The organism is Bacillus cereus group sp. N8 (assembly GCF_016483685.1).
In the GTDB taxonomy this organism is placed as follows: domain Bacteria; phylum Bacillota; class Bacilli; order Bacillales; family Bacillaceae_G; genus Bacillus_A; species Bacillus_A proteolyticus.
Genome location: NZ_JAEHBK010000026.1, coordinates 37,615 through 51,595 on the forward strand (window position 1 = coordinate 37,615; position 13,981 = coordinate 51,595).

The following is a 13,981-nucleotide window of genomic DNA, read 5'->3' on the forward strand; positions in this document are numbered from 1 at the left end:
AGAGTTTCTTACGGAAAATACTAAAGGAGTTTTAATATTTGGTCAACCCTCTTTTGCTACGACCTCCACAGGTGTGACTTTCGAGTTGTACTTCTTAGGTATTTCTTGTTGGCACATGAATCAGCTGGAAAGTGGGATTTTTTCTTCATCTAAGTATTTATATATTTATCCTTTCGTTTCATAATTTTAATCGGGGAAGGAGATAAATTATGGCAATCCATATAACAATGAATAAAGAATTTGAAGATGGGGAAATAGTTGTATATCGATATTATCCATCTAAATCACCAGAAAAAGTTGGGAAAATGTATTTTCATAAAAAAGAGGAAATGTTTTATGATTTAGAACCTGTTCCAGAAGAATCCATCGGAACAAGAAAGCATTATTTTAATTGTGCAATTTCTAGGATAGTAATATGTCTTAGAAATGGTGGGGAATTTTTGGATGAAATGACATACGGAGTATAGGCAAACAGACGAATATATTAAAAAGCCGGCCCAAATAAAGAGCCGGTCTCTTTTCATTATGCTATTAAGTTGACATCACTTACCATAATACCGTACATATTCCCTTTCAAATTTAATGCTAATCAGTGGTCAAGGTAGATTGCCTCGTGTGCTCATGCGTAGAAATCTCCCCGAGGCAGGGGTTAGTAGGTGAAGCTGATAAGTTAAATACAAAAATAACGTGGTCAAGCACTTTTTGTAACGACCTCCACAGGTGTGGCTTTTGAGTTGGTACTCTCAAGGGAGATATTGTAAATGATTATTAACTAATAGATTCACTGAGACAGCAAACTAACAAGGTGTACTATTCAGACAAAACCTGTGAGCTAGTATTCGACAAAAGTAGGAGACTAAAATAGGTGCCGTCTCAGGTGGTATTGATAGGGGGGAATTGGGAATAAATAGAATAACTATTTATGAAAACTAAGAGGAGGAATATAAAATGTTTAAGTGGTTTACGAAGTGGGTTAACTGGCACGATGATCTAGATCAGGCAGCTATTGAGTTTTATATCGGTGACGATAGAGTCGTTCTCATAGGTGATGATGCAATGAACTTTGTAGCTAACTTTAATAAGAAATACAAAACTCTATATGTTGAAAATAAATTAACTGGAACGAATATACGATTTAGGGTGTCTCATGCGGGTACCTACAAGAGAACAACTTATAAAGTAGCAATTGGGAGGTAGGAAACTATGGAGATAGTAATGAACAAGTGGTTTGCTGGCTCGGTCGCCTTGTTAGTTGTAGCTATAGGGAGTTGCAATCTCTAACCAATTAAAGTAACTGTCAGGTGATACTAAATAGCAAAACCCCCCTCGATGAGGTCACTTTTCAGTACATCAACATAGGAACTATAAAGGGTATAAAAATATAACTATTGAGCTCTACCTGAGAAGGTGATACCGTTAGTGTAGAAGCTATTGCAGACTAGGGAGAAACACTCTGGATATCCTTACAACTGTTGAGGAGTTAAATAATATGGGTGTTACTTTCGTATCACTAAAGGAAAATATGGATACTTCAACGCCAACTGGGAAAGCTATGTTCTCTATGATGGCAGTAATCAGCCAACTCGAAAGGGACTTAATAGCAGAGCGAACAAAAGAAGGACTAGCAAGCGCAAAGAAACGTGGAGTTAAACTAGGTAGACCTCAACTAGACAATGATAAAATAAGGGTAGCTCTACAGATGTATGGGCTCTGGTGCAAAAAAAGTATAAAAAAGTAGGAACTGATTCTTTTAAGATAAAGTTACGAAATTTCTAAGAAGTAGATTTAATTTTTACTTACTAGGAGAGACTATATTGATTCGATAATTATCCATAAAAGTAAAAACGAGCACTCCTATTCATAGCGATAGGGTGCTCGTTTTCCTATTTATGCGCAGAAAGGGAAATTCATCTCCTACCTACTAGATAGCAATAGGTAAGATGACCCTAACGGATTGATGCAAGGGTTAATCTTATCTATTGCCATCTACATACAAATATAAAGTATTAGAAATGAGGGTTATAGCTAACTGGTATATCCATTCCAGGGAAATCTATAATACGATGAGAATCTAATTTCATGTTTTCACCTACTTTTTATAAATATATCATATTCTTTTACATGCTATGCTTAAAGAAAATAAAGGAGCTTATTCTACTTTATAATTTGGCAGACTAACTACTGATAACGGGAATTATGTGAACAATGCCCTTTTTTATAATAATTAAAAGGTGGAATATGTATTTTTTGATCTATTGCACCTTTTATCAAATGGTACAATATAGTTTATATTCTATAGGGTGGAGTTGAAAGAATGGATGATGTAAATACAAAGGGTAAAATAAAAAAAACGAAAGGAAAAGCATTAATAATTATATTTTCTATGTTAGTAATTATAATTGGGTTCGGATATTGGAAATTTTTTAGTTTGCAAGGTGTTCCAAAAGGCGAATTAATTCAAACAGTGAAATCCCCAGATGGAAAATACCTCATAAAAACATATTTTCATAATGCAGGATCATTAAGTGCAGATGCTGTTAGGGGTGAATTAGTTAATCTTAATACGGATTCAGCGGAAAATATATATTGGAATTATCCAGATGCAGATCCATATATTGAATGGGTAAATAAGGATAGTGTTAGAATTGGAGATCAAACTTTAGACATTTCAAAGAAAGAAACCTATGATTGGCGTGATGATGACAATCACATTAAAGAAATGCCTAAACAATTTATTAAATAAAACAGGAAAAATTAGATTTAGTCAATCTTACTTGTTTAATTATCGATTTTAGATCTATTAGCAACATTAGATAATGGGACGCAAGTAACTATCGAAATTCAGCTTCGAAATACACATGATATGGTGAAGCAATCTTTATATTATTGGAGTAAACTTTATACATCTCAAATGCAAGAAGGGATGCCATATCGTTCACTTCGGAAAACAATTACCATTAACTTATTAGACTTTATTTTGTTTTCTCAGGATGATGCATTTCATACCATCGGACAATTATGGAAAACAAAAATGCAGCAACTATTAAGTGACGACATTGAAATCCATTTTGTAGAGATACCGAAATTTGTAAAACAATGGCGTGAAGAAAAAGTAAACCTGTGGGAAAATACATTTGTCCGTTGGATGTTATTATTACCAGCGCATGAAGATGCACATTTAACTCAAACATTGGAGGAGATTGCAATGAATCAAGATCCAATTTTACAAAAGGCTATAAATAAATGGGAAAATATGAGCCATGATTCTTCTTTCCGAATAGCATATGAAGCTCGAGAGAAGTTACTTCTAGATGAACAAGCTAAGCTAGCGCATGCAGAACAAGAGGGTATGGAAAAAGGTATTGAGCAAGGTAAGATGCAAATGATTCGAGGGATGCATGAAATTGGTGTACCGCTTGAAACTATTGCAAAAGCAAGTAAATTAAGTGTGGAGGAAATAGAACGTATTTTGAAATTAAAGTAAATATATATGAACATACAGAACTCATGAATAGAGTACAAATTTGTATTCTATTCATGAGCAAACGGGTTCTGGTGCACAAACACTCGTAAATTATTTTGAAGTTTTTGCACCAGAACCCTTTTTTCTATAGTCTAAAAAAAATCTTTAATGAAACACCACCCTTACCCTGATTCACTTAGGATTTCTACATACACGGCATGGAATAAATATATTCTTCTAAATGATTTGTATAAAAAAGTGCGCCATTGAGATAAGATGGCGTACTTTTTATTTGTAAGGATGAGTCAAAATGTCGCTACGACTTCTTTAATTCGGTTATCAAGCTGTTTAGAGACATCAACGATTTAATAAAGCGGTTTTAATTGCTATTTATGTTATATGAGATTATGACACCGAGAGAAGCGAGTGATCGATGGGGGATTACTCCTGATATTTTACGAATGAAATTGAAGCGTAGTTGTTGCTTTTATTGTGGAATAAAACTACATATAATATTAAACCCAATACATTTGTGTATAGTTTTCCTAAAAGACATTTGATAATATAGATAAATGGACATTAAATATATAATATATTAATAGTTAGGGAGATATTAGAAATGAAAAGAACGCCTGAATTTATACTGGGTTTAATTGGTGGTATTTTGGGAGTAATAGTTTCTCTTATTATATTGATGATAGCTATTACTGCTATGGATGGCTATATTGATTATAAAGTTTTGACTTATTACTCTATTTTATTAATTATTCAAATAGGGCTGTTAGTTTTGGCATGTTCAGTAAATAAGGTTAACAATATAGCTTACGGACTTTGTATGATATTGCTCCCATTAGTAACATTGGTTATGTCATTATTCCTTTTATTTATTCCAGTAATTCTTCAAATTATTTCTGGTGGATTTGCGTTTCGATCTTTAAAACAAGAATCTAATTAAAATATTTAGCTATTCCAAAATCATGGTAAATATATAAGGGGAAATTTAAATAATATTTTTGAAGGGTGGTATTGTAATTTGAAACGCACTGTAGAATTTGTAATCGGCTTAATCGGAGGAATCTTAGGACTCTTACTTTCTTTATTTATTGTAATTGGTTGTATTTCCTACACAAGTTCTAATACTAGTTCTGGAGGCATTGAAGAATATATTATCATTACTTCTAGCATCGCCTTAATTATTCAAATAGGCCTATTAGTACTAGCTTGTTGTGTTAATAAAATAAATAATAAAACTTATGGTATTTGCATGATTGTATTAAGTATAATTTCATTGTTTTTAGGTTTATTTATTTTATTCCTTCCAGTGGTTTTACAAATCATTTCAGGTGCATTTGCATTTAGACCTTTAAAACAGGAATCTAATTAAAACAATAACAAGCTGATAATAAATTATGGGATTATGTTTCTTGTCCATATCCTCATGGTAATTTATTAAAAGAATATAATGTATTTTTTAACCATAACCATATTGTTCATTTATTATTTAAGGGTTTTGAAACAGAGGATGAATTAGAATTAAGAGATAAATTATCTAAGCTTTAGTGAAAATGGGGACTGATTCGGAAATCAAACCCAACTCCTTTTGCTACTTCAGTAATATCGGTTCTGGTGCAAAAATAATTTTATAACAATTCCAAACTGAATATTTGATGATTATGAAAATAAATCATTCGAAATCTAGAGAGAAAACGCGTATTTTATTAACAAATATCCATTTAATATTCGGAATTAAGCTCATATTTTTGTGTGTATTTTGATACTATTCGAGGTTTGTACCAGAACCAGCGTTTCTTCTTCAATGTATAATGATACGTTGTCGGTGTATTCCAACTTAATTTATATTGTCAATGAGAACTATTGACAATATAGTTGTAAGGTCTTAATATCAATTTCGATAATGAAAATTATTATCAATTATTAAGGGGGATACATAATGAATTTCATCAAACAAAAATCATTTGTATTATTTGTATTTGTGTTATCATTTTCACTTCTTTTAGGGGCATGTGGGAAATCTGATAACAAAGCTGAATCTAAAACAGAAGAGAAGAAAGAAATGATTACGGTAGAACATGCAATGGGTAAAACTGAAGTTCCTGCTAATCCAAAGCGTATCGTTATTTTAACAAATGAAGGAACAGAAGCTTTACTTAACCTTGGTATAACACCAGTCGGTGCTGCTGAATCACCTACCGGTAACCCATGGTATCCACATACGAAAGATAAACTAAAAGATGTAAAAACTGTCGGTACCGAGCTTCAACCCAATGTAGAAGCAATTGCTTCTTTAAAACCTGACTTAATTATTGGTAACAAACTGCGTCACGAAAAAATATACGAGCAATTAACAGGCATTGCTCCTACTGTTTTCTCAGAAACACTGCGTGGTGAATGGAAAGATAACTTTAAACTTTATGCAAAAACAGTAAATAAAGAAAAAGAAGGTCAAAAGGTATTAGCTGATTACGACAAACGTATCAAAGATTTAAAAGGAAAACTTGGAGATAAAGTAAATCAAGAAATTTCTATGGTTCGCTTTATGCCTGGTGATGTTCGTATTTATCACGGAGATACATTCTCTGGTGTTATTTTAAAAGAACTTGGTTTCAAACGTCCTGGTGATCAATACAAAAATGACTTTGCAGAACGTAATGTATCTAAAGAGCGTATTCCTGCAATGGATGGTGATATCATCTTCTACTTCACATATGATAAAGGTAATGAAAAAAAAGGATCTGAATTAGAGAAAGAATATATCAATGATCCCCTATTCAAGAACTTAAATGCTTCTAAAAACGGGAAAGTATACAAAGTTGATGATATCATTTGGAATACAGCTGGCGGTGTAATGGCTGCAAACTTAATGTTAGATGATATTGAAAAACGATTTATAAAATAATATTTTTCTAAAACAGTTCCTCTTCCAGGAGCTGTTTTTAATTGCTTTCTTGGGTTCTGTTGCAAAGTTTTCTAAGTTAAATTTTTGGTAAAGTGAATAAGGAGAATCACAAATGAAATATTTAAAGGGAAACAATTCAGGAAAGATATTATTTTGGTAGCCGCCCTATACTACTGTCGCTTTTCTTTAAGTTATCGTGATGTCTCTAAACTTTTAAAAGAACGTGGATTCTGTTCATCAACAATTTTTTGCCGTCTTCTATGCAGAATATAGTATGTAATTTTTATGTAACAAAGTAAAACTGGTTGTATTTAGGTGCTTTTGTATGAGCATTTATTTCGTAATTTTATAAACTACACACATAAAAAGGAGAAGAATCTTACTAAGTTTTTTTCCTTTGTTATGTTTTTACAATGATGATGTAAAGCATTTATAATCCTTTTGGCTTATCAGCATAAGAATGGATTCAATTAGGAATCTGTCGTTCTCTTTTTAATATTTCATTATCTTTGCACCAGAATCCTACATATAGAACCAATTGCATATATAACAGGAAGCATAACTTTGCAGAAAATGCAGGTTTATGCTTCTTTTTTTGTGCAATTCGCATTTTGTTTGCAACAGCATTCTTCTATAACTAAGGTCTACCATGCATGAAATGTTATTCTAAAGCGGAAAAGGGGATAAATGACAGAATAGAAATAAAATTAGAAAAATATATCGTATAATGGTAGAATATGGTTTGGTTATTGGGATCTGCGTTTAGCCTATAGAATAATAATCAATATATCTAGTAATAAAGGGGAAATTAGTTTGGAAAGTAGGAGTAATAGAATGAAGAATCATTTTCGAAGGTTAGTAGCTATAAGTATTTGCTTCTTGTTAGTCTTCCTGGGTAGTAATTATTCAAAAGCTGAAACGGCTTCATCTATAGGATTGAATGCTAAAGATGTAGAAGCTTTTACCAATAAAGTTATTCCAGAGAAAATGAAAGCAGAAAATGCACCAGGTGTAGCTATTGTCGTTGTGAAAGATGATCAAATTCTATTTCAAAAAGGGTACGGTTTTTCCAATAAAGAAGATAATATTCCCATCGATCCCAAAAAAACAGTTTTTCGATTAGCGTCAGTATCAAAGGTTTTTACTGCTAGTGCTGTAATGCAGTTAGTTGAACAAGGAAAAATCGATTTAAATAGAGATATTGTAAATTATATGGGAGGATTAAAGTACCAAAATAACATGGGTGAACCTGTTACAATGGAGCACCTACTTACCCATACAACAGGGTTTGATTTCGTGGATCCTAGACCGGAGGATATTCATTATCAAGTTAATGATTATACAAAACTTAAAGATTATGTAGAAGAAAATATACCCACAGTAGTGAGAAGGCCAGGAGATACGTATACATATGATAATTTTGCTTCTATGCTTCAGGGGTATATTGTTCAAAATTTGACAAACACACCTTTTTATAAATATATGGCTAAGAATATCTTTTACCCTCTAGAAATGCATAATAGTAGTTTTGTTATGACAAATTTTATCAAAGATAAACTTGCAACAGGATACGATGCAAAAGGCAATGCTATCCCATTTTATCAAACAAGACCGACAGACATGCCGCAAGGGAGCATGTTTTCTACAGGAAGTGACGTAGCCAATTTTATGATTGCTCAATTGAATGATGGTAAATTTAAAAATAACCAAATACTACAAAAAGAAACTGTTCAAGATATGCAAAAAACAAAATTTGCGTTACATCCCAAATATCCTAATATGACATATGGATTTGAATTCTTTTCACCACAAAGTCATAATGGTCAATATGTGTTTGGCAAAGGCGGAAATATACCAGGGTTTTCATCTTTAATGTGGTTAATTCCTGAACATAAAATTGGAGTTTTTGTTGTTACGAATAAAGATAGTTCATCACTTCCTATAGAAATATTTAATGAATTTATGAATCATTATTTTCCAGACAAAACAAAGCCAGATTATTTAAAACCTAGCGAAGAAGAGCTTAAAAAATTTGAAGGCGTGTACCGTGATTTGCGGGTGAAAAATCTTATTTCACATTTAAATATAAGTGAAGGAAAGTTATATGTAAGTGATAAAGTATATGGTAAGCAGGAATTAAAACAAATAGATCCATTAATATTTGAGGATGATAAAGGTAATTATATGGCGTTTAAACTACACAAAGATGGTACTGTAAAAGAAATGATACACTGGAACTCTGGTAGTTCAGCAGTGAAATTAAGTGAACCTGAGAGATTCCATGATGTAGAGGAAAATCATCCATATGCTAAATTTATAGATCCTTTACACCAATACGAGATATTAAAAGCAAATAAGGAGGGGAATTTTGTTCCTGAAGCCTCTCTTACACGTGCAGAATTTGCATATTGGTTATCTCAAATTGCTTACTTTACACCACCTTCAAAAAAAGACCCAGTATTTTCTGACGTGAAAAATCATCCTTATGCATCTCATATTCAAAAGCTATATGAAATTGGTATTTTATACGAAAAAGAAGGGGAACAATTTTATCCAGATCGTGCTATTACTAGACAAGAAGCAGCATGGATTACTTGGCAGTATTTGAAAATGTTAGGTGCACCACCTGTAGACGCTACTTTAAAAGGAGAAACTGATGATTGGGCAAAAGAGTCTGTGAAGAACATTGTAGGTCATCGTTTAGTTGGGCCAGAGGTAATATATAACGAAGATGGATCAGCGGATTATCTATCAAAACAAATAATGAAACGTCAAGAGGCAGCTGCATTGTTATTTTATGTTAGCTAGTTGATTTGTTTTTCAATAATAAATTAATAAAAATACTGGAGGTAACGACTTTTAATAGAATTACATGAAGAAATAAGAGAGGTAATAATAAAAGAAAAAGAGCCTGTAAGGAATGTGTCTCTTTTTCTTTCTTTTAAAATTAAAATGTCTTTCCATGTTCTCCAAGTACATACTGAAGAACATACGATTGTTGCACAATGTTTTGACATGTTTTGTACAGGTTATCCCTAAATTCATTACTTGGAAATAGAGATAAAGCTACTTATTCTAATCATGAAATAGAAATAGAAATTACTAAAGTAAATACTTTTCTATTATCTAATGAGCAGTAAATTCGGAGGGGAAAAGATGAAATGGGGAATAGAAGCGATAAGACATACTGGATGTAGTGGTACTAATAGCGATAAGAATTTAAATTTGGGAGAGGAGTATCAAAGTACTTCATGGACATATTTATCCTTATCGTATCTTCAAGATTTTTTAGAATCATCGGGATTAAGTAGAGATACGATATTGGAACTACTCCCAATTAATTTTAAGGGAATTGTATGGGGTTTTTTGGAGGATGAGGATATTAAGTTTATACGCACGCTTCCGAGCCCAAATAGATGTTTGGAAATTCTAGAGGAATATAAACTGATGGAAGTAGCTGTTACCTATGAACCAAACATGGAATTTAAATTGCGGTGGTTAAAAGAACGCTGGGAAAAAGGATACTATGTATTTGCGAATTGTTAAGAACGTAACGTAATAAAAGTAAAGAGTGGAGAAAAAAGAGATTAAATTCATATAATAATAGGGGCCGTATTTTCCTTAGGTTTTCAAAAATACTTGGAAATAGAGGATATCCTTGCTTTTGTTAACTGCATCATCTATTGCTGAAGTGACAAGGAACGATATTTGTTTCGTTCAATTTCTTTTCAATAAAAGAGTATTAAAAAGGTTGAGAGCAAAATCGGAATGAAGGAATTTTGGGGAATTAAAGTTATTGTTGTAAACGAACATTCTGCGGAAACAGTTAAGAATATAGCGAATTATTTATTCAAGATGGCTCAGAAATGAGTCATCTTTTTTATTTGTAAAAAATAGGCCCTAAATTCGTAACAACCTTGTGTGTGAAAATAAAAAAAATCTTTGATAAGTTAGAGTTTATTCAAAGTAACCTTCCTAACCTTGGTTGCTTAGTAGTAGTTCTAGTTCCTATAGGGTTATGTATATGGCTTATAATATCTGTAGTAACAACATTGGTTGTAATCTAGTGGCGTTAGTATAACAGGATAAGATGGGACGATATATGCGGTGAAAGTCGTACGTACAGTGTTAAGCTGGGGAAAAGATGGAGATAACTTCAAAATCTTACCTATCGCAACTAGTGAGGGTTTATCAAAACAAAAGAGGACCTGCTATGTATAGCAAATCCTCTTCTAAAATGGCAAAGAGTAACTCTTACCTTACTCTTTGCTTATATATTACATGATTGTTAGTGAAAATTCTAGACTCTTTATATTGAGAAATAAAGAAATATTGTTTTATTGAACTACCCCCATCGCCATCAAGTTAAAATTTTATAATGCCCCCAAAACGAAAATTTTGTGTCTTTTGTAGCAACGAAGTTCATTTTTATCGTTTTGGGGGCAACCCGTTCTATTAGGTTGATCGGCATTGGGCGTTCCGAATGCTTAAGTTGATGAGCATGGAGTGGGACCCTTATTAGCAACGATACTTAGGAAAACAGCCCTTTTAAAATATGTTTTTGCTCCATTAATTTAAAGATTATAATAATCCTTTAGGATTTCTTATTGTTGTAAAGAGCGAACGTAATTTCTGCTTCACAAACAACTTCTCCATCTACCGTGGCAACAGCGTTTGCTTTTGCAATCAAACCACGAACCCTTGTCATTTCTACTTCTAAACGCAATTGATCTCCAGGGTGAACTTGTTTCTTGAAACGACAACGATCAATGCCAGCAAATAATCCAATTTTCCCTCGATTTTCATCTTTCATTAACATAATAACTGCACTTACTTGTGCCAACGCTTCTACAATTAGAACACCTGGCATTACTGGATATTCTGGAAAGTGACTATTAAAGCACTCTTCATTAGCAGTAACATTTTTAATTCCAACTGCGCGTTTTCCCTTCTCTATTTCAAGAATACGATCAACTAATAACAACGGATAACGATGTGGAATAATTTCTTTAATTTGTTGAGTATTGAACATGACTCCCTCTCCCTTTTTATATTTTCATAAGCGGATATTCAATTACCAGTATTTTCATTTTAAATCATTGACAAATATTAGTATCTGATACTAATGTTAGATTATAATACTAAGTATAATTATAGTAAAGGGGGAGAAACAAGTGATGTCAAAAGCAAGGATTACAGCTATTGGTACCTATGTACCTGAAAAGAAATTAACAAATTTTGAGCTTGAGCAAATGGTCGAAACAAGTAATGATTGGATTATTCAAAGAACAGGAATTCATGAACGTAGAATAACTCGTTCTGATGAATTTACCAGTGATTTATGTGTATCTGCTGTAAAAGATTTAATGCACAGATATAATAAAAAAGTCGAAGATGTAGATATGATTATTGTAGCAACTAGCACACCAGATTTCCCATTCCCATCTGTTTCCAGCATAATACAGGATCAATTAAATATAACCGAAACAGGTGCTATAGATTTAAGTGCAGCGTGTGCAGGATTTGTTTACGCATTGCATACAGCAAACAGTTTAATTTCTTCTGGACTACACAAAAAGGTATTAGTTATTGGAGCAGACACAATCTCAAAAATTACGGATTATACCGATAGAAGTACATGTATTCTATTTGGTGATGGTGCTGGTGCAGTATTAGTTGAAAGGGATGAACAATCAAACGATTTCATTGGATTTCATTTAGGAAGTGATGGAAGAGGAGCACAACATGTATATCGTTCTGGACTATCCAAAAAGGTCAATGGGATTGAGTTAATCGATACTCAATGCCTTGTACAAAATGGTAGAGAAGTTTTTCGTTGGGTTGTAAGAAATATTCCAGATAGTATACGAAAGATTTTAGAAAAAACGCAAACGAGTTTAGATCAAGTTGATTGGTTTATACCCCATAGTGCTAACTTAAGATTGATAGAACCAATTTGCGAAAAATTAGAATACCCATTGGAAAAAACCCTTTATAGCTTAGTCAATTATGGAAATACCTCTGCTGCTACAATTCCTTTAGCCCTTGATCTTGGAATTCGTGAAGGAAAAGTCAAAAATGGAGATCGAGTTCTTATGTACGGTTTTGGAAGTGGTTTAGTTCACGCAGGACAACTTTTAGAAATAAATTTTGACCAACTAATTAATGCTCCAACCCCGTTGTAATAGATTTTACATAATGATTAACAAAGAAATGAATTTGATTTTAAGAACTGGTTGCCAATTGACAACTCAGTTTTGCTTATCTTCAATTATCGGGTGCGATAGTTGAAGGTTACATTTTTTGGTAAACTGAAAGTTTGAAGGTGCGAACTAGGGATTATTTATATAATGTGAGAAAGGCTGTGAAGTTATTTGAGAGGTTATAAAGCAATGCTATTTGATTTAGATGATACCTTACTTAATAGGGATAAAGCAGTAGATAAAATGTTTTTAATGATTTTAGAAAAGTGTTATAAGGACATTGGATTTTCAGAAAAAAATGAAACCCGTTAGGGTTTCTTTCGTATGCAAATCTTTAAATTCCCTACATGTATCCTCTAGAAAAAAAGAAATAACCTCTACTATAAGTGACGTTGTATGAGTTTAGCTTGATAGGGATGGGGTAGCACCACATCGCTATCAACCTAAAGAATCAATATCCCCCCATAACGAAAATTCTATTAATTATTAACTACTGATAATAATGCGTTATGTTAACCAAGCATGTATACGATATTCATAGTTTGCTACATGCTACATTCTGATAAAATGAAATAAAAGAAAATTAGAATAATTTAAAGGGAGAAGAGTGATGATTGATATTTTTAAAATTTTTTCGGCCTTAGCTTTGGGCTACTTTTTAGGCAGCCTTAATACAGCGGTGATTGTAGGGAAAATATACGGAAAGGACATAAGAAACCATGGAAGCAAAAGCGCCGGGCTTACCAATACCCTGAGGGTACTTGGTAAATCTGCTGCAGTATTTGTTCTTGCTGGAGATATATTAAAAGGAATAATTGCCTGTTTTATAGGATTGTTCCTTAGCGTTTACTTTTATTCAGGAGAGGCTAAAGATTGCGTAAGCCTTTTAGCGGCAGGTGCAGGAGTGATTATAGGGCATAACTGGCCGATATATTTTGGTTTTAAAGGGGGCAAAGGAGCACTTACGGGAGTAGCTGTGATGTTTATGATCAACTGGGTTATGGCCATTTTATGCATTTGTTTTTTTGTGACGATAGTAGTTTTTACCCGTTATGTTTCTTTAGGCACAATATGCGCTACAATGCTTTTTGCAGCGATCTCATTTGTTCCAGTTTTCGGGAATACCATATATTTTTATATATTTGCTTTCCTAATGACGTTTATAGTTATTTTCAAGCATAGAGAAAATATAAAAAGGTTACTTTCAGGAACAGAAAATAAACTTATTTTTTCGCGGCGTTGAGCATGTCGTCAAAATGGAAAAATTTAAAGTTAGTTAACCGTTTAAAACAAGAGACCACATTACAACTTCCAATAACGGTCATTATGTAAATGAGCTGTCCATATGGGCGGCTCATTGTATTTTTTGCTTAGCATGGTTTTTTCCAAAATGCTGGC

At 32.8% G+C, this 13,981-nt stretch carries 11 protein-coding genes and 6 pseudogenes; 16 read left to right on the forward strand and 1 reads right to left on the reverse strand.

What is annotated here, in order from left to right:
- Positions 1-209 precede the first annotated feature (209 nt).
- The 13 genes and pseudogenes from JDS80_RS24610 to JDS80_RS24670 all read left to right on the forward strand — a co-directional run bounded on the left by JDS80_RS24610 (position 210) and on the right by JDS80_RS24670 (position 9,926).
- Positions 210-467, forward strand: coding sequence for a hypothetical protein (locus JDS80_RS24610; RefSeq protein ID WP_199640186.1), 258 nt, complete (start codon positions 210-212; stop codon positions 465-467).
- A gap of 481 nt (positions 468-948) precedes the next feature.
- Positions 949-1,197 carry a hypothetical protein gene (locus JDS80_RS24615; RefSeq protein ID WP_002118722.1) on the forward strand — a complete coding sequence of 83 codons (249 nt, stop codon included), beginning with the start codon at positions 949-951 and terminating at the stop codon, positions 1,195-1,197.
- A gap of 206 nt (positions 1,198-1,403) precedes the next feature.
- Positions 1,404-1,705, forward strand: a pseudogene (locus JDS80_RS24620) (recombinase family protein); the annotation flags it as partial.
- A 609-nt stretch (positions 1,706-2,314) separates the two neighbouring features.
- On the forward strand, positions 2,315-2,743 hold the full coding sequence (locus JDS80_RS24625; RefSeq protein WP_002205062.1) for a DUF5412 domain-containing protein: 429 nt from the start codon (positions 2,315-2,317) through the stop codon (positions 2,741-2,743).
- 39 nt (positions 2,744-2,782) lie between these two features.
- Positions 2,783-3,484: pseudogene (locus JDS80_RS24630) on the forward strand (Rpn family recombination-promoting nuclease/putative transposase); the annotation flags it as partial.
- A 362-nt stretch (positions 3,485-3,846) separates the two neighbouring features.
- A pseudogene (locus JDS80_RS24635) lies at positions 3,847-3,939 on the forward strand (MarR family transcriptional regulator); the annotation flags it as partial.
- A 143-nt stretch (positions 3,940-4,082) separates the two neighbouring features.
- Positions 4,083-4,418, forward strand: coding sequence for a DUF4064 domain-containing protein (locus JDS80_RS24640; protein WP_071746693.1), 336 nt, complete (start codon positions 4,083-4,085; stop codon positions 4,416-4,418).
- A 78-nt stretch (positions 4,419-4,496) separates the two neighbouring features.
- Entirely contained in the window at positions 4,497-4,847 is a 351-nt protein-coding gene (locus tag JDS80_RS24645; RefSeq protein ID WP_070139500.1) for a DUF4064 domain-containing protein, read from the forward strand.
- Positions 4,848-4,855: 8 nt separating this feature from the next.
- Positions 4,856-5,023: pseudogene (locus JDS80_RS24650) on the forward strand (DUF4176 domain-containing protein); the annotation flags it as partial.
- Between the two features lie 391 nt (positions 5,024-5,414).
- Positions 5,415-6,380, forward strand: coding sequence for an ABC transporter substrate-binding protein (locus tag JDS80_RS24655; RefSeq protein WP_199640187.1), 966 nt, complete (start codon positions 5,415-5,417; stop codon positions 6,378-6,380).
- A 117-nt stretch (positions 6,381-6,497) separates the two neighbouring features.
- Positions 6,498-6,629: pseudogene (locus JDS80_RS24660) on the forward strand (IS6 family transposase); the annotation flags it as partial.
- A gap of 585 nt (positions 6,630-7,214) precedes the next feature.
- Positions 7,215-9,188 carry a serine hydrolase domain-containing protein gene (locus tag JDS80_RS24665; RefSeq protein ID WP_199640188.1) on the forward strand — a complete coding sequence of 658 codons (1,974 nt, stop codon included), beginning with the start codon at positions 7,215-7,217 and terminating at the stop codon, positions 9,186-9,188.
- Between the two features lie 348 nt (positions 9,189-9,536).
- Positions 9,537-9,926, forward strand: a complete 390-nt coding sequence (locus JDS80_RS24670; RefSeq protein WP_199640189.1) for a hypothetical protein — start codon at positions 9,537-9,539, stop codon at positions 9,924-9,926.
- 1,048 nt (positions 9,927-10,974) lie between these two features.
- Here JDS80_RS24670 and fabZ read toward each other — a convergent pair.
- Positions 10,975-11,412, reverse strand: a complete 438-nt coding sequence (gene fabZ / locus JDS80_RS24675) for a 3-hydroxyacyl-ACP dehydratase FabZ (RefSeq protein WP_199640190.1) — start codon at positions 11,410-11,412, stop codon at positions 10,975-10,977.
- A 145-nt stretch (positions 11,413-11,557) separates the two neighbouring features.
- Here fabZ and JDS80_RS24680 point away from each other — a divergent pair, with 145 nt between their 5' ends.
- The 3 genes and pseudogenes from JDS80_RS24680 to plsY all read left to right on the forward strand — a co-directional run bounded on the left by JDS80_RS24680 (position 11,558) and on the right by plsY (position 13,826).
- Complete coding sequence (locus JDS80_RS24680; protein WP_071748151.1) at positions 11,558-12,565, forward strand: ketoacyl-ACP synthase III; 1,008 nt, start codon at positions 11,558-11,560, stop codon at positions 12,563-12,565.
- A 207-nt stretch (positions 12,566-12,772) separates the two neighbouring features.
- Positions 12,773-12,883, forward strand: a pseudogene (locus JDS80_RS31640) (HAD family hydrolase); the annotation flags it as partial.
- 310 nt (positions 12,884-13,193) lie between these two features.
- Positions 13,194-13,826, forward strand: a complete 633-nt coding sequence (gene plsY, locus JDS80_RS24685) for a glycerol-3-phosphate 1-O-acyltransferase PlsY (RefSeq protein ID WP_199640191.1) — start codon at positions 13,194-13,196, stop codon at positions 13,824-13,826.
- Positions 13,827-13,981: the final 155 nt, after the last annotated feature.